The organism is Bradyrhizobium cosmicum, assembly GCF_032290525.1.
Lineage (GTDB): Bacteria > Pseudomonadota > Alphaproteobacteria > Rhizobiales > Xanthobacteraceae > Bradyrhizobium > Bradyrhizobium cosmicum_A.
Map to the genome: position 1 here is coordinate 119,418 of NZ_JASXTA010000005.1, position 15,356 is coordinate 134,773.

Genomic DNA, 15,356 nt, shown 5'->3' on the forward strand with positions numbered 1-15,356 from the left:
GCGGCCACGGGGTGCTTGGCATCTGCCGGGCCGGTGGCCCATAGTGGGGAAAGTCCAGTGAATCGCCGTTCAGCTCCGGCCCGTGGCCGGGACCGCTGAGCGGCAAAAGCCCCATGTTTTTGAGGAGTTCCCTATGTCCGATGCCATCAAGGTCGGCTTTGTCCCGTTGTCATCAGCCGCCCGTGGCATCCTGGTCGTGTTCTGCGACGACGGCTTGAAGCTGGGCCCGGCGACAGCCAAGGCGCTCGGCGGCGCCACTGAGCTGGTGAAGCGGGCGGCCTCCGCCGCCGGCTTCAAAGGTAAAAGCGGCGCGGCCCTCGACATCCTGGCGCCGGAGGGGGTCAAGGCCACCCGCCTGGTCGTGATCGGGGCCGGCAAGGCGGCCAGCCTGAAGGGCAACGACTTCCTCAAATTCGGCGGCGTTGCGGCGAGCAAGCTGTCGGCCGGCTCCGCCGCCATGACCATCGTGGCGGAACTTCCCAATGGCGCCATGACGAGCGAGCAGGCGGTCGCGATCGCGTCGGGCCTGCGGCTGCGCGCCTACAAGTTCGACCGCTACAAGACGAAAAAGAAGGACGGTGAGGAGGGCGGCTTGCACGCTGACGTCTCGTTTGCCGTCAGCGATGCCACAGCGGTGAAGAAGGCGTTCGCCTCGGCCGGCCATGTCGTCGACGGCGTGATCATCGCGCGCGACCTCGTCAACGAGCCGCCGAACGTGCTGTTCCCCGAGGAGTTCGCCCGCCGCGCCGGCCAGCTCCGCAAGCTCGGCGTCAAGGTCGAGGTGCTCGACGTCAAGGCGATGGACAAGCTCGGCATGGGCGCGCTGCTCGGCGTCGGCCAGGGCTCGGCGCGGCCGAGCCGCACTGTGATCATGCGCTGGGACGGCGGCAAGAAAGGCGAGGCACCGGTCGCCTTCGTCGGCAAGGGCGTCTGCTTCGATACCGGCGGCATCTCGATCAAGCCGGCCGGCAGCATGGAAGACATGAAGGGCGACATGGGGGGCGCGGCCTGTGTCGTCGGCCTGATGCACGCGCTGGCGGCGCGCAAGGCGAGGGCCAACGTGGTCGGCGCCATCGGTCTCGTCGAGAACATGCCCGACGGCAATGCGCAGCGGCCGGGCGACATCGTCACGTCGATGTCGGGCCAGACCATCGAGATCATCAACACCGACGCGGAAGGGCGCCTGGTGCTGGCCGACGTGCTCTGGTACGTCGCGAAGAAAACCAAGCCGAAATTCATGGTGGATCTGGCGACGCTGACCGGAGCGATCATGGTCGCGCTCGGCACCGAGCATGCCGGCATGTTCTCCAACAACGACGAGCTCGCCGAACGCCTGCTGGCGGCCGGCATCGAAAGCGGGGAGAAGGTCTGGCGCATGCCGCTCGGCCCCGAATACGACAAGCTGATCGATTCCCAGTTCGCCGACATGAAGAACACCGGCGGCCGTCACGGCGGCTCGATCACCGCGGCACAGTTCCTCCAGCGCTTCGTCGACGGCACGCCGTGGGCGCATCTCGACATCGCCGGCACCGCGATGGGCGCGCCGAAGACCGACATCAACCAGAGCTGGGGCAGCGGCTATGGCGTCCGCTTGCTCGACCGGCTGGTCGCCGACCATTACGAGCGCAAATGACCCAAGATGACTGAAGTGCTGTTCTACCATCTGCAAAACATGACGGTGGAGAACGTGTTGCCGCCGCTTCTCGAGAAATCGCTCGAGCGCGGCTGGCGCGTCGTGGTGCAGTCGACGTCGGAGGAGCGCGCCGACGCGCTGGACGCCCATCTGTGGACCTATCGCGACGATTCCTTCCTGCCGCACGCGACCTGGTGCGTGAGCGATGCCGCCGATCAGCCGATCGTGCTGGCGGTCGCGGAGGACAATCCCAACGGCGCCAATGTCCGCTTCCTGGTCGACAACGCCGCACTGCCGCAGGACGCGCATGGCTATGATCGCATGGTGCTGCTGTTCAACGGCGACGATCCGGACGCGCTCGCGCTCGCCCGCAGCACCTGGACGGATTGCAAGGCGAAGGGATTTGATGTCACCTATTGGCAGGCCGACGAGCGCGGCCGATGGCAGAAGCGAAATTAGCGCGGTCGTTCGCAATTAATGATAATTTGCACTTTTCGGGCGACGATGGTTTTGGTCACCTTCGTGCCGCAAAGTGATGTTGGGACAAACGCTTAGGGTCGATCCTTCACGCGGGGAATTTAGTTTATCGTGCGACATCAAAAGCTTCCCAGCTCGCTCATAGTTGCGTTGGCTGCCGTAGCACCGCTGGTCGCGGGCTGCTCGGGGACCGATCTGCTGTCCAAGGACGCTCAATGGTTCAACACGCCGAGCCGGCTGTTCATCAAGAGCATCTCGATTGAATCGCCGCCTCTGACCCCGGACAAGCCGGTGACCGCCGAGGATATGGTGAGTGCCGACGGGGCCTGTCCCGGCATGGCGCCGCCCCCTGGGCCGGCTGATGCCAATGCTTCGACGACGGCGCCGGCCATGGGCGGCACGGTCGCGCTCGGCCACACCGAATGCGACGTGGTGCGCGGCATCGGCGCGCCCTCGACCGTCAATCTCTCCAACGACGCTGCCGGCCGCCGCGTCGCCGTGGTGACCTGGACCACCGGTCCGCGCGCCGGCATCTACACCTTCACCGCCGGCCGCCTGTCCTCGATCGAGGGTACGCCCGAAGCGCCGGCGATGCCGAAGGCGACCAAGCCGAAGCCGAAGAAGAAGTCGGCGTAAGGCGAGCGTACGGGCCGGCTATGGCCGTCCTTTCATGGCATCTTCGAACGAGAGGATCTGACCGCTCGGTCCCCGGAATATGGTTTTCTCGGGCCAGATCGTCTCGATCTCGTTGAGGAGATGACGGGCGAGCGGTTTCCAGTCCGAGTCTGGCTTCAGCGAGTAGATGCTGAGCATCATGCCTTCATCGGCACGAGGCGAATGCGCCCGTGCGAGCCACGGCTCGTCGTAGACATTGATGCTGATGCCGGCCTCGTTGCACAGGTCCAGTGTGCGCCATGTGCTGCGTCCGTTTCGAAGCTGTTCGTCGCCGCGAATTGACAGCGCATGCGTCTGACCAAAATCAGCGAAAGTTTGCTCGAGCTTTCTCCAGTCTTCGGCAGGCACCTTCAAATTTGCATAAACCTGCGGCCCTACGGACGTGCGCCCGTCTCTGAAGAGATTGTGGCAGCTTCTGTCCCTTACGACGATCGGTAAGATGATGACGCCACAGGTCAAAAGGGCGGCAGCGGAAACCACACCCCACGATCTCCGGGAGGTCCCGGACCGCATAGCAGCCCAAAAAGTGAGGCCGCCAACAAGGCCCAACAAACCGGCCAGTCCTATGGTGCGAATGTACCCAATCCAGAAATACAGGGTCGGCACGCCGTTGACGACTGTTGGCTTGCCATCGGTCCAGGCATTCTGGACACCGAGCATGGACACCAATGCCAGGACACCGAATGGTATTGCCGCGACGGCGAAGCCTCCGAGGGCGCAGGCTGCAATCCCGACGTGCGATCGCATGCGGCGAACAAGAAGAAAGAGAGGAAGACCGAGCAGCACGGCGTGAGCGATTGCGACCATGAACATCGTCATCGTCAAGTTCAGCACTTGCGTGACGACGAGGATGTTGATCGGCTCTTCGATCTGCATGCAAAATGGGATGACGAACGCTGCGGTCGCGCCGAACGCTGCAAGCAGCGCCGCTCCAAACAGGTGCAAATGTTGCCGAAGCCGCATGTCTCGCCGTTGCCCACAGGTTGTCGTGGTGGATCTCACAACTGACCAACCTAAAGCATGATGCGGAAAAATGCGAAGTGGTTTTCCGGAGAGATCATGCGCAACCAACAACCTAAAGCGTTATGACGATCCGCGATGCGCTTCTTCAGCGAGCCACGATTGTCCGATCTCGGGCGCTGCGTTTTCTCGCTTGGCGCGCTGCGCTCGCGCGGAGCGGGCTCGCTGTTGCGCGAGGACGGCAACAGGCGGCGTACTCGTCGAGATCGCCGTCGTAATTGGTGACGGTGCGGTCGGCGACGATCCAGAGCCGGTCGGCCGCCTTGCCGGAGAAGCCGATGGCGCCGGCGCGTGCGCGCACCTTGGCTTCCGGCGCGTCGCCCATCAGCTTGCGGACGTGGTCGTAGGCGTCCTCGTCGAGCTCATGCTGCGCGAAATAGGCGATCGACAGCTTTTCGGCGCCGGTCACTGGATCGGCGCGATTCCCACCCGTCTGATCAGTTCCGCCCACTTTGGCGTTTCGGCCCGGATCTCGGCGGCGAACTCGTCCGGCGTGCGCGTGACCGTTTCCATGCCAAGCGCAGAGAACTTCTCTCGCGCGGCCGGTGTTGCTGTCGCCTTCTGCGCCTCGTCGTGCAGAAGCGCGATGACCGAAGCCGGCGTTCCCGTAGGTGCCATAAGGCCGAACCAGGCGGTGGCATCAAAGCCGCGGAAGCCCAGTTCATCCAGCGTCGGCAGATCGGGCGCGGCCGGCGAGCGCCGCAGCGACGTGACCGCCAGCGCGCGAACTCCACCGTCGCGGACCTGCGGCAGCACTGACGCGATGCTGCCGAAGAACATCGTGACGCGGCCGGCCGTGAGATCGCTGAGGAGTGCCGCGCTGTCGCGGTACGGCACGTGCTGCACCTTGATGCCGGCCATCGTCTGGAATAGCTCGCCCGCCAGATGGGTGGAGGTGCCCACGCCCGCCGAGGCGAAGGTGAGGGGGGTACGCCGCGCCAGATCGACCAGCTCCTGGACGCTTGCCGCCGGCACGTCCTTGTTCACGACGAGGAGGTTCGGTGCGCTCGTGATCTGGGCCACGGCGACCAGATCGTGCGCCGGGTCATACGGCAGCTTTGCGCAGAGAGTCGGGTTGATCACGATCGCCGCATTGCCCGCCATCAGCAGCGTGGCTCCATCCGGCGCCGATTTGGCGACATGGTCCGCTGCGATATTGCCGCCCGCGCCCAACATGTTCTCGACCACGACCGGCTTGCCCCACTTCGCCATGAAATGTGCGGCCAGGATCCGGGCCGCGACGTCGGGCGCACTTCCCGGACTGAAGCCCAGGACAATGCGAATGGTCGATTGCGGGTAGATCGGCTCCGCTTGCAGCGGCTGCGCCAGCCACAGAAGCGACATCAAAGCAAGCACAGGCCGTATCATGATCGCTCTCCCTGTCCGGGCAGACTCTCCATATCGCCCGGTCGTTCGTCATCACCCCATAGGGTGACGAAGGCCTCGTGCGCGGCTGAGCGGACGTTACACCGAGGGATCGAGCGTCCGAGCGATTTGGGCAATCGACTGCACCAGCTCAGCGTGGCCGCGGATTCCGATCTTCGCGTATATCCGCTTGGTGTGGGATTTGAGCGTGTTGGAGCTGATGCCAAGCATGGCCGCAGTCGCCTGCATGCCGCTGGTCTGGGTGAGCGCGGTTGCCACCCGCAATTCGGCCGGCGTCAGCCCGTGGCGGGCCCGCCAGCAGCGCGCTCGCCGCCTCGCGGCTGCGCGATATGTCGACGAGGAACGCGATTGCGGCAGGACAAGCGGTCTTGTGATGCGACGGGTGATCAAATGCGCGCCCCCGCACCGGCGTCACGGTGATGCTCGTTTCGCTGCCGTTCGGCTGCGGCAGTCGACTTGTTCCTCCGGTGCCGTTGCGGACTGCATCCGCGACAAGTGCACGGACGCTGTTCACGACCGCTGGCGGACCCGACATTTCGCGGCCGGCGTGAATTCGAAGCGATAGTTCTTCGCATCGCGTCCGGGCCGCGGAGTTGGCGAACAGAACACGCAGCTCCGCATCAAAAGTGATAACTCCAGTCGACAATGCATCAAGTGCGTCACGCTCGCTCTGTGCCGCCTCGCGGTAGTCCAGCATGCGCAATCGCAGCTCGCAGGCGCCGCAAATGTGGCAGCAGCGAGCTCAAGATCGCAGTGTCTCGTTCGCTGAAGGGACCGCTCTGCTCGCTGCGTTCAACGTTGAGCGAAACCCGGAATTCCGGACGGCTCACCAGGTTGACGATCGAGCCGTGCGCGAGGTTCTGCGGCCGAAGCACGTCGTCGTAGAAGGCGGTCCGCTTAAGCTGAGGCAGCTCGATCAGGTCGTCGGATTGCACCACCCGGCCTGCCGGAAAACGGCCCGACCGCATCCAGGGATTGGCCACATGATAAAGTTCGTGGCGCCGCTTGCGATCCGGGCGAGTTCGTGGAACGTGTACAGCTCGCGATCGACGTGGTAGCCGTGGATCAGCGCCGCTGCGCTGTGCGTGATGTCGGCGATGCCTTCCAGAGCAGCGCCCCAGAGCGAGCCGTCGAGCACGGCATCATAGATCAGGCCAACAAGTGCGTCTCGCCTCTCTTCAAAGTCGGGCGGCATCCGCATTCCTTCCGCAACCGCGCCAGAATCGCCGATGCCAAAGCAATCTGCAAGCCGTTTCAGCTCCGCCGCTCGAGGGAACTCGCGTGCGCGAGGCAAATGTCTGCCCGATTGTTAGCCAACCGTCTCATCATACTGCGTGCTTGCCTCGAGCCATTGCTCTTCCGCGCGTGCCAGCGCGTCGGCGGCATTGGCGCGCGCCTTTGACAGTTGGGCTGCCTGCTTGGGGTCGCGGGTAAAAATGTCGGGCAAAGCGAGCGCGGTGTCGATCTTGGCGATGATGTCGGTGACGCGCGCGATCTCGCTCTCGGCTTCCGCGATGCGCTTCTTCAGCGAGCCACGATTGTCCGATCTCGGGCGCTGCGGTTTCTCGCTTGGCGCGCTGCGCTCGCGCGGGGCGGGCTCGCTGTTGCGCGAGGACAGCACCAGGCGGCGGTACTCGTCGAGATCGCCGTCATAATTGGTGACGGTGCGGTCGGCGACGATCCAGAGCCGGTCGGCGCAGGCTTCGATCAGATAGCGATCGTGCGAGACCATGATGACGGCGCCGGGGAATTCGTTGATCGCTTCTGCAAGTGCTGCGCGGCTGTCGATGTCGAGATGGTTGGTCGGCTCGTCCAGGATGATCATGTTGGGGCCGAAGAAGGTCGCAAGGCCCAGGAGCAGTCGCGCCTTCTCGCCGCCCGAGAGCTTACCGACCCTGGTGTCGGCTGCCTTGCCGGAGAAGCCGATCGCGCCGGCGCGTGCGCGCACCTTGGCTTCCGGCGCGTCGCCCATCAGCTTGCGGACGTGGTCGTAGGCGGAGCCGTCCTCGTTGAGCTCGTCGAGCTGGTGCTGCGCGAAATAGGCGATCGACAGCTTGTCGGCGCGTGTCACCCGGCCGGAGAAGGGCGCGAGGCGGCCCGCTAGCAGCTTGACCAGCGTCGACTTGCCGTTGCCGTTGGCGCCGAGAAGCGCGATGCGGTCGTCATTGTCGATGCGCAGTGTGACGCGGCCGAGCACCGGCGCCGCCGGATCGTAGCCGACCGCGGCGTTGTCCACGGCGATGATCGGCGGTGAGAGGATCTTCTCCGGCGCGGGAAAGCTGATCTCGCGCACGTCCTCGGTGACCAGCGCCGTGATCGGCTTCAGCCGCTCCAGCATTTTGACGCGGGACTGCGCCTGGCGCGCTTTCGAGGCCTTGGCCTTGAAGCGATCGACGAAGGCTTGCAGGCGCGCGCGTTCGGCTTCCTGACGCTTGACCTGCTTGGCGTCGAGCAGCTCGCGCGCGGCGCGCTGCTCCTCGAAGGAGGAATAGGTGCCCTTGTACAGCGTGAGCTTGCCGCGCTCCAGATGCAGGATCTGGTCGACCGAGCTTTCGAGGAGATCGCGATCATGGCTGATCACGATCACCGTGCGCGGATAATGCGCGAGGTGATCCTCGAGCCACAGCGTGCCTTCGAGGTCGAGATAATTGGTGGGCTCGTCGAGCAGCAACAGGTCGGGAGCCGCAAACAGCGTCGCGGCGAGTGCGACGCGCATGCGCCAGCCGCCGGAGAATTCGGCGCAAGGGCGAAGCTGATCGGCGGCGGAAAAGCCGAGGCCGGAGAGGATGGCGGCCGCACGGCTCGGCGCCGAATGCGCGTCGATGTCGACGAGGCGGGTCTGGATCTCCGCGATCCGGTGCGGATCGGTCGCGCTATCGGCTTCACGCAACAGCGCGTCGCGTTCGAGGTCGGCCTTGAGCACGACCGAGATCAGGCTTTCGGGGCCGTTCGGCGCCTCCTGGGCGAGGCTGCCCACGCGCCAGCGCGGCGGCAGCGTCACCGAGCCGTGCTCGGCGGCCAGCTCCCCCCGAATGACCTTGAACAGGGTGGACTTGCCGGTGCCGTTGCGCCCGACCATGCCGACGCGCGATCCGGGCGTGATCTGCACGGAACTCTGGTCAATCAGAAGGCGTCCGGCGAGGCGGATGGAGAGGTCGGTGATAGCGAGCATGCGGCCTTGTCACCGCAAGGCGCGCCGAACGCAACCCGTTTTTCCGTGACGCCAATTCGGGCGAGGTCGGCCCGGGTCGGGCCAGGCCGGCGCTGATCGGTCAGTGCGAATCGCGCTCGCGCCGCTCCAACTCGTCGAGCAACTGCTCGAGATGCGTTGGGAGCCGGGGTTCGGGGCGCAGGCTCTGGCGGAGCCTTTCGCCCACGGCATCGCAAATCGAGCGGCTGGTGCGCCGGTCGATCTGTTCGCTGTCAGTGGCAAAAAGGCCAGCCATCGCAGGGTTCCGTGTTCTCAAAGTAAAGATACGGTACCAAGTCCTTGGCCCCCAAATGGTTTCGCCACTCGCGGAGATTGCCTGGCGTTCTCGTGAAAGTCGTACGAACTTGTCGTATCCGCCCAAATACAAAGCCCCGGCGAAGGGGTCGCCGGGGCTTCGCTCGGAAGGCACCTTGGGGGCAGGTACCTCAGGGAGGTGCTGTCGGGCTCAGTAGCAGCGGTTGATCAGCCGCCAGCGGGGTCCCCAGGGGGTCGGGACCAGCCGGCGCACGTAGCAGCCGCCATAGCCGTGGGAAACGACGGGGCCGCGGGCATAAAGGCGCGGTCCACCCCAGCCGTGGTGCCAGCCACCGCCGCCGCCGCCGTGCCAGCCGCCGCCATGCCAGTGAGCGGAGGCGGAGGTCGGTGCCAGCGCGGCACCCAGCGCAACCGCGGCGACAGCGGCAAGCGAAAGTTTCCTCAACATAATGATCTCCTCAGAACTGCCGGCGCGGGGCTATCGCGCCGATGGAAAGGCCGCCGAAACGGTCCGCCTCATGATCAGGCTCGGCGATCAGGGCTCGGGTTTCGATGGGCTCACCTTACGCCGGCGAAGCTGAACCGAACCCCGACGGAGGTTTCAGACTGGGTTCATCTGGGTGAAATTGTTGTAATCCATGCTGGAATTCGGACGCGGACCCTGCGGCGAAGCGCCTGTGAGGCCGTTTGGGCGGTCGCTTGCCGGATGACGATGGCGCCGATATAAGCCCGGCAACTCCGAACCACCGCTTTCTTCCCAAGGACAAGATTATGGCCATCGAACGCACTTTCTCGATCATCAAGCCCGATGCGACCGCGCGTAACCTGACCGGTGCGGTCAACGCCGTGATCGAAAAGGCGGGCCTCCGCATCGTCGCGCAGAAGCGCATCCGCATGACCAAGGAGCAGGCCGAGACCTTCTATGCGGTCCACAAGGCCCGCCCGTTCTTCGGCGAGCTCGTCGAGTTCATGACGTCGGGTCCGGTCGTGGTCCAGGTGCTGGAAGGCGAGAACGCCGTCGCCAAGTACCGCGATGTGATGGGGGCGACCGATCCGTCCAAGGCGGCCGACGGCACCATCCGCAAGCTCTACGCAAAGTCGATCGGCGAGAATTCGGCTCACGGTTCGGATGCGCCGGAGACCGCCGCGATCGAGATCGCGCAGTTCTTCTCGGGCAACGAGATCGTCGGCTGATCCATCAGCCGATCAATTAATTTCGGGCGAAAGGACGTCTTGTGAACTGGCTCTGGCAAATCTTCGATCCCGCTACGATCGGGGTATTTTTCACCCAGTTTCGCAACGAGATGGCCGAGCCGACCTTCTGGATCGCGGTCGGCAAGATCATCTGGATCAACATCCTGCTCTCCGGCGACAACGCGCTGGTGATCGCGCTGGCCTGCCGCGGTCTCTCGCCGCGGCACCGGCTGTGGGGCATGATCTTCGGTGCCGGCGCAGCGGTGCTGTTGCGGATCATCTTTACCGGCATTGTCGCCACCCTGATGGAGCTGCCGTATCTCAAGCTTGTCGGCGGTCTCGCGCTGATCGTGATCGCGGCAAAGCTGCTGGTGCCCGAAAACGAGGACGAGGACGACGTCGAGTCCGCCTCGCATCTGTGGCAGGCGATTCAGATCGTCGTCGTCGCCGATATCGTCATGAGTCTCGACAACGTCATTGCGGTCGCTGCCGCTGCCAATGGTAGCGTGCCGCTGCTGATCCTCGGCCTTGCCATCAGCGTGCCGCTGATCGTCGCCGGTGCGGCGCTGATCATGGCGCTGCTCGCAAAGCTGCCGGTCCTGGTCTGGGCCGGTGCGGCGCTGCTCGGCTGGATTGCGGGTGAGGTGATCGCGACCGACCCCGCTGTCGCGCCGAAGCTGCACACGCTGTTCGACGGCCCGTTCGGTGCTTCGCTGGACAGCATGCTCGGCGCGCTGCGCATCCCGCCGCAGTTCGGCCACGGCGGCGGCGGCGGCGAATATCTCTGCGCGGCGCTCGGCGTCATCGTGGTGCTGGTCGTCGGCAGCATCTGGCGCCGGCGCAGCCTGAGTGCCGCCGCACTGGAATCGTCCGAGCGGCACGCGAAGGCGTCGGCGGAGTAGAGCTTTTCGAGGGACGTGCAGTTCACCTCCAAAGGGAGAGGTGAACTACCGCCGCACGATCGAGCCGGCGCGGCCGACCAGGCGCGCCAGCTGCTTGAAGCGGCTGCCGACGCGGTCGGCGACGATGTCGCCGAGGCGATGCTCGAACACCAGCATCAGATTGCGGCCCTGGCTGCGGAAATGCGTCGCAGGCAGCACGCCCGGGCGCGCCGCCGAGATCAGGTGGGCGACGCGGAATGCCGCGCCCAGCAGGCGCGCACGTTCGAGCTGGGCCGGTGTCAGCAGTTCCTGCGTGGTCACTGGTGGCTGATTCTCCTCGCTCAGCCCCGCATAGCGATAGAACACGGAGAGGCCGACGAAGGCGCGCTCGGTGTGGGTGATCGCGCCGAAATTGCCGTTGACGACCAGGCTCAGCGTCTGCTCGCCGCGATGGTCGGGGTGCACGCGCCAGCCGATGTCGGAGAGCAGGCACGCGGTGTGACGCAGGCGGCGGTCTTCCTCGGTCTCGCGCAGCTTCACCACGCGCACCAGGCGATCGGTCCAGGCGATCAGCTCGCGGGCGTGGCGCGCCGAGCGCGACAGCAACTGGTTCAGCTCTTCGGCCGCGCAGATCAGCCCGTCCTTGTTGCGCTCGGCTTCCGGCAGCTTCTCGTGCAGCAGACCCTCGCGTACGCCGAAGGTCGAGAACACGATGGTCTTCGGCTTTGCCACGCGGATGATATGCTCGAGCACCAGCGCGGCATAGGTGAGGAGCGGGCGGCGCGCGTCGGCGACGATCTCGATGTCGGCCAGCATGTCGGCAGCCGCGAGACGGCGGAGACGACGCGAGAAGTCGAGCGCCTCGGCGGCCGAAATCGAATAGCCGTGCATGACCTGGAGCGGATAGCCGCTCTGGATGATGTGGATGCGCGCAAGCGCGCGCCAGGTGCCGCCGACTGCATAGAAGGTGCGGCCGCTGCCCGCCTTGAGCTGCGGCACCTCGTCGATTTCCTCGCGGACGATGCGGTCGGCGCGCTTGAGCGATTTGTGGGCGAGATCCTGCAGCGCCAGGCCGCCCAGCGGCAGCGTCACGCCGCTGCGCACGCTGTTCCTGCGCACGTCGATCAGTTCGAGCGAGCCGCCGCCGAGATCGCCGACGATGCCGTCGGGATGGTGGATGCCGGAGATCACGCCGAGCGCCGACAGCCGCGCCTCGCGCGGGCCCGACAGGATCTCGATCTTCACGGCGCAGATGCGCTCGGCCTTCGCAATGAAGTCGGGACCGTTGGAGGCATCACGGCACGCCGCGGTGGCGATCGCGAACACGCGCCCCACCTGCATCACCCGGCACAGCGCGCGAAATCGCTTCAGCGAGGTCAGCGCCTTGTCGACGGCGTCCGGCGCAAGCAGGCCGGTGCTCTGCACCTCGCGACCGAGGCCGCACAGCGTCTTCTCGTTGAAGATTGGAATGAGGCTCCGCGTCAACCCCTCGTAGACGACGAGACGGACCGAGTTGGAACCGATATCGATGACAGCGACGCTCGAGCCGCGCTTGCGCGGCCGCTTCACGTCGACGATCCCGGATCAGGATTGATGACGTTCATTACGGCGCGTGAGACGGCGCGGCGAGGATTCCTTGAGCGACTTTCCACGGCCAGACAGACTCGGATTCGTCATGAAGTAGTTGTGGACGTTGAAAGGCTCCTCGCCTTTCGCGGTCTTCATACGCGTTGAGGACCCATCCGGCAACAATTGCCAACTCTGCTCATTATCCTTCAGGTTGGCGACCATGATCTGTTCGAGAACCTGCTGATGCACCGTGGGATTTTGCAGCGGACACAGCACCTCGACGCGGCGGTCGAGGTTGCGCGGCATCATGTCGGCCGACGAGATATACACAGCCGCTTTCGTGCTCGGCAGGCCTTGGCCCATGCCGAAGCAATAGATTCGGCCGTGTTCCAGGAAGCGTCCGATGATCGACTTGACGCGGATGTTCTCCGACAGGCCGGGGATGCCGGGCCTGAGACAGCAGATGCCGCGCACCACGAGCTCGACCTGAACGCCGGCTTGTGACGCCTCGTACAGCGCGTCGATGATGTCGGGGTCGACCAGTGCGTTCATCTTCATCCAGACCGCGCCGGGACGGCTGTGCCGGGCATGTGCGGTCTCGCCCTGGATGTGCTCGATGATGCGCTTGCGCAACGTCAGCGGCGACACCGCCATCTTCTCCAGATCGCTCGGCGCTGCATAGCCGGTGATGAAGTTGAAGACGCGCGCAGCGTCGCGGCCGATGGTCGGATCCGAGGTGAAGTAGGAGAGATCGGTGTAGATGCGTGCGGTCACGGGGTGATAGTTGCCGGTCCCGGTGTGGACGTAAGTCGTGAGGCTGCCGCCCTCGCGGCGCACCACCATCGAGAGCTTTGCATGCGTCTTCAGCTCGAGGAAGCCGTAGACGACCTGCACGCCGGCGCGTTCGAGGTCGCGCGCCCAGCGGATGTTGGCTTCCTCGTCGAAGCGCGCCTTCAGCTCGATCAGCGCCGTGACGGATTTGCCAGCTTCGGCGGCTTCCACGAGCGCGCGCACGATCGGCGAGTTGCTGGAGGTGCGGTAGAGCGTCTGCTTGATGGCGACGACGTCGGGGTCGCGCGTCGCCTGCTGGAGAAATTGCACCACTACGTCGAAGGATTCATAGGGGTGATGGACGACGAGATCCTTCTGCCGGATCGCGGCGAATATGTCGCCGCCTTGCTCGCGCACGCGCTCCGGATGGCGCGGAACGTAAGGGGTGAATTCGAGGTCAGGCCGGTCGAGGCGGGTGAGCTGCGAGAGCTCGTTCATGGCGAGCACGCCGTCCACGAGGAATACCTCGTCGTCGGCGGCCGAAAGCGCATGCTGCACGAAGTTGCGCAGCTGCTCCGGCATCTTGGCATCGATCTCGAGGCGGATCACCGAGCCACGGCGGCGGCGCTTCAGCGCGGTCTCGAACAGGCGGACGAGGTCCTCGGCCTCTTCCTCGATTTCGAGCTCGGAGTCGCGGAGGACGCGGAAAGCGCCCTGGCCGTGCAGATTGTAGCCGGGGAACAGGCGGTTGATGAACAGGGCGGTCGCCTGTTCCAGCGAGATCAGGCGCACCACCTTGCCCTCGGTCGGCAGCCGAATGAAGCGGTCGATCTTGCCGGGCATGCGGATCAGCGCGTTCATCTGCTTGCCGTCGGCGGCGCGCGTGAGTTGGAGCGCGATGGTGAAGCCGAGGCTCGGAATGAACGGGAAGGGGTGTGCCGGGTCGATCGCAAGCGGCGTCAGCAGCGGGAACACGTTGCTGAGGAAATAGTCCTCGATCCAGGTCCGTTCCGCCTTGGTGACGTCCTTGCCCTCGACCAGCGCGATGCCGACCTCGGCCAGCGTGCCACGCAGGTCGCGCCAGATCGCCTGCTGGTCGGAGGCTAGCTCGGAGACGGTGCGGTTGATCAGCATAAGCTGCTCGGACGGCGTTAGGCCGTCGGGGCTGCGTTCGGCGATGCCCTCGCGCACCTGGGCCTTGATGCCGGCGACGCGGACCATGAAGAATTCGTCGAGGTTATTCGCTGAAATCGACAGGAAGCGCACCCGCTCCAGCACGGGATGGCTGAGATTGACCGATTCCTCCAGGACGCGGCGGTTGAAATGCAGCCACGACAGCTCGCGGTTGATGAATCGCTCGGGGCTCGAGGCGATCGCCGGCAGGCTCTCGGCTTCTGGGGCTTTTTCTTTAACTTCAACAGCTTGCGCGGAGTCCATGAGAAGTCGGTCCATCCAGTTCGCCCCACTTTGCGACTTAAGCGCAAAACCGGCGGGAGCATGTGTTAGTGCGATGACGTTTCGATGACATTGACGTTCCGCCGCGCCGCCGCGTCAAGCGGCCTCGGAGGCGGTCGGTCGGGTCAGGCATCCCGAAGCAGCTCGACGGCGAGTGCCCTTGTGACCGGGCGGCCGAGGCGGAGGGCTTCGCTGTCGAGCAGTTCCACGGCCTGCCGGGCGGCGGCCGAAGATCGCTCCAGGCGGGTGGCGAGATAGCCGACCACGCTCTCATCCACGGCGAGCTGGCGATCGGCGCAGAATTTGACGATCAGGCCGCGGAAGAGCTGGTCATCCGGCGGCAGCAGCGAGACGACAGGCACCGCACGCAGGCGCGAGCGTAGGTCGCGCAGCTCGATCTCCAGCGCCGCCGGCACCTGGCGGCCGGTGCAAAGCACGTAGGCGCCGTCCTCGCGGGCGAGGTTCATCAGGTGGAACAAGGCCCGCTCGTCGAACTCTCTGGCTTTGAGATCCTCGACCACTAGCGCGCCGGTGGCGAGCGCGCCCGGGACGGCTTCGGCGGTCAGTCCATTGGCCGCGGCCGAGCGGGCGCCGGCATTGTCGGCCCAGATCGCTGCAAGATGGCTCTTGCCACTGCCCTCCGGACCGGCGAGCCACATGATCCGGTTTGGCCATTCCGGCCAGGCGTCGATGAGGGCCAGACCGGCTTCATTGGCGGGGCCTTCGAGGAAATTGTCCCGGCTGAGGCTCTCCGCATGCGGTAGCGAGAACGCCAATTGTCGGGGATGAACGCGGCCTGCCACGCTAGATTTGCTCCGTGCCGGATGGC

15 protein-coding genes and 1 pseudogene are annotated in these 15,356 nt (G+C 65.2%); 5 read left to right on the plus strand and 11 right to left on the minus strand.

Features of this window, described 5'->3' with window-relative positions; translation table 11 throughout:
- The first annotated feature begins 133 nt into the window (after positions 1–133).
- The 3 genes from QSV46_RS11140 to QSV46_RS11150 all read left to right on the plus strand — a co-directional run bounded on the left by QSV46_RS11140 (position 134) and on the right by QSV46_RS11150 (position 2,746).
- Positions 134–1,633 carry a leucyl aminopeptidase gene (locus QSV46_RS11140; RefSeq protein ID WP_314950245.1) on the plus strand — a complete coding sequence of 500 codons (1,500 nt, stop codon included), beginning with the start codon at positions 134–136 and terminating at the stop codon, positions 1,631–1,633.
- Between the two features lie 6 nt (positions 1,634–1,639).
- Positions 1,640–2,092: a DNA polymerase III subunit chi gene (locus QSV46_RS11145; protein ID WP_314950247.1), complete on the plus strand. Its 453-nt coding sequence runs from the start codon at positions 1,640–1,642 to the stop codon at positions 2,090–2,092.
- Between the two features lie 168 nt (positions 2,093–2,260).
- Entirely contained in the window at positions 2,261–2,746 is a 486-nt protein-coding gene (locus QSV46_RS11150) for a hypothetical protein (RefSeq protein WP_314950249.1), read from the plus strand.
- Positions 2,747–2,764: 18 nt separating this feature from the next.
- Here QSV46_RS11150 and QSV46_RS11155 read toward each other — a convergent pair whose 3' ends face one another.
- From QSV46_RS11155 to QSV46_RS11190, 8 genes and pseudogenes are all read right to left on the minus strand, one after another.
- Positions 2,765–3,748 (minus strand): hypothetical protein, encoded by a 984-nt coding sequence (locus QSV46_RS11155; protein WP_314950251.1) that lies wholly within the window; start codon positions 3,746–3,748, stop codon positions 2,765–2,767.
- Between the two features lie 113 nt (positions 3,749–3,861).
- Positions 3,862–4,214: pseudogene (locus QSV46_RS11160) on the minus strand (ABC transporter ATP-binding protein); the annotation flags it as partial.
- A complete protein-coding gene (locus QSV46_RS11165) occupies positions 4,211–5,173 on the minus strand; it encodes a tripartite tricarboxylate transporter substrate binding protein (protein WP_314950252.1) in 963 nt (320 codons plus the stop codon). The gene QSV46_RS11165 and the pseudogene QSV46_RS11160, both read right to left, overlap by 4 nt.
- Positions 5,174–5,269: 96 nt before the next feature.
- Positions 5,270–5,581: a helix-turn-helix transcriptional regulator gene (locus QSV46_RS11170; RefSeq protein ID WP_314950253.1), complete on the minus strand. Its 312-nt coding sequence runs from the start codon at positions 5,579–5,581 to the stop codon at positions 5,270–5,272.
- Positions 5,582–6,107: 526 nt separating this feature from the next.
- Positions 6,108–6,386 (minus strand): hypothetical protein, encoded by a 279-nt coding sequence (locus QSV46_RS11175; protein ID WP_314950255.1) that lies wholly within the window; start codon positions 6,384–6,386, stop codon positions 6,108–6,110.
- A gap of 114 nt (positions 6,387–6,500) precedes the next feature.
- Positions 6,501–8,363: an ABC-F family ATP-binding cassette domain-containing protein gene (locus QSV46_RS11180; protein ID WP_314950257.1), complete on the minus strand. Its 1,863-nt coding sequence runs from the start codon at positions 8,361–8,363 to the stop codon at positions 6,501–6,503.
- A 100-nt stretch (positions 8,364–8,463) separates the two neighbouring features.
- Entirely contained in the window at positions 8,464–8,637 is a 174-nt protein-coding gene (locus tag QSV46_RS11185; RefSeq protein ID WP_314950259.1) for a hypothetical protein, read from the minus strand.
- Between the two features lie 210 nt (positions 8,638–8,847).
- Positions 8,848–9,105: a sulfur globule protein precursor gene (locus QSV46_RS11190; RefSeq protein WP_314950260.1), complete on the minus strand. Its 258-nt coding sequence runs from the start codon at positions 9,103–9,105 to the stop codon at positions 8,848–8,850.
- Positions 9,106–9,428: 323 nt separating this feature from the next.
- On the opposite strand from QSV46_RS11190, the gene ndk reads away from it, so the two are divergent.
- Positions 9,429–9,851 (plus strand): nucleoside-diphosphate kinase, encoded by a 423-nt coding sequence (ndk, locus tag QSV46_RS11195; protein WP_092294601.1) that lies wholly within the window; start codon positions 9,429–9,431, stop codon positions 9,849–9,851.
- A gap of 41 nt (positions 9,852–9,892) precedes the next feature.
- Positions 9,893–10,753 (plus strand): TerC family protein, encoded by an 861-nt coding sequence (locus tag QSV46_RS11200; protein ID WP_314950265.1) that lies wholly within the window; start codon positions 9,893–9,895, stop codon positions 10,751–10,753.
- Positions 10,754–10,798: 45 nt separating this feature from the next.
- Here the strand turns inward: QSV46_RS11200 and ppx are convergent, their stop codons facing one another.
- From ppx to QSV46_RS11215, 3 genes are all read right to left on the minus strand, one after another.
- Positions 10,799–12,301, minus strand: a complete 1,503-nt coding sequence (gene ppx, locus QSV46_RS11205; RefSeq protein ID WP_314950267.1) for an exopolyphosphatase — start codon at positions 12,299–12,301, stop codon at positions 10,799–10,801.
- A gap of 15 nt (positions 12,302–12,316) precedes the next feature.
- Positions 12,317–14,509 (minus strand): RNA degradosome polyphosphate kinase, encoded by a 2,193-nt coding sequence (locus QSV46_RS11210; protein WP_314950941.1) that lies wholly within the window; start codon positions 14,507–14,509, stop codon positions 12,317–12,319.
- Positions 14,510–14,652: 143 nt separating this feature from the next.
- Positions 14,653–15,330, minus strand: a complete 678-nt coding sequence (locus QSV46_RS11215; protein ID WP_314950269.1) for a DnaA ATPase domain-containing protein — start codon at positions 15,328–15,330, stop codon at positions 14,653–14,655.
- Positions 15,331–15,356 lie beyond the last annotated feature (26 nt).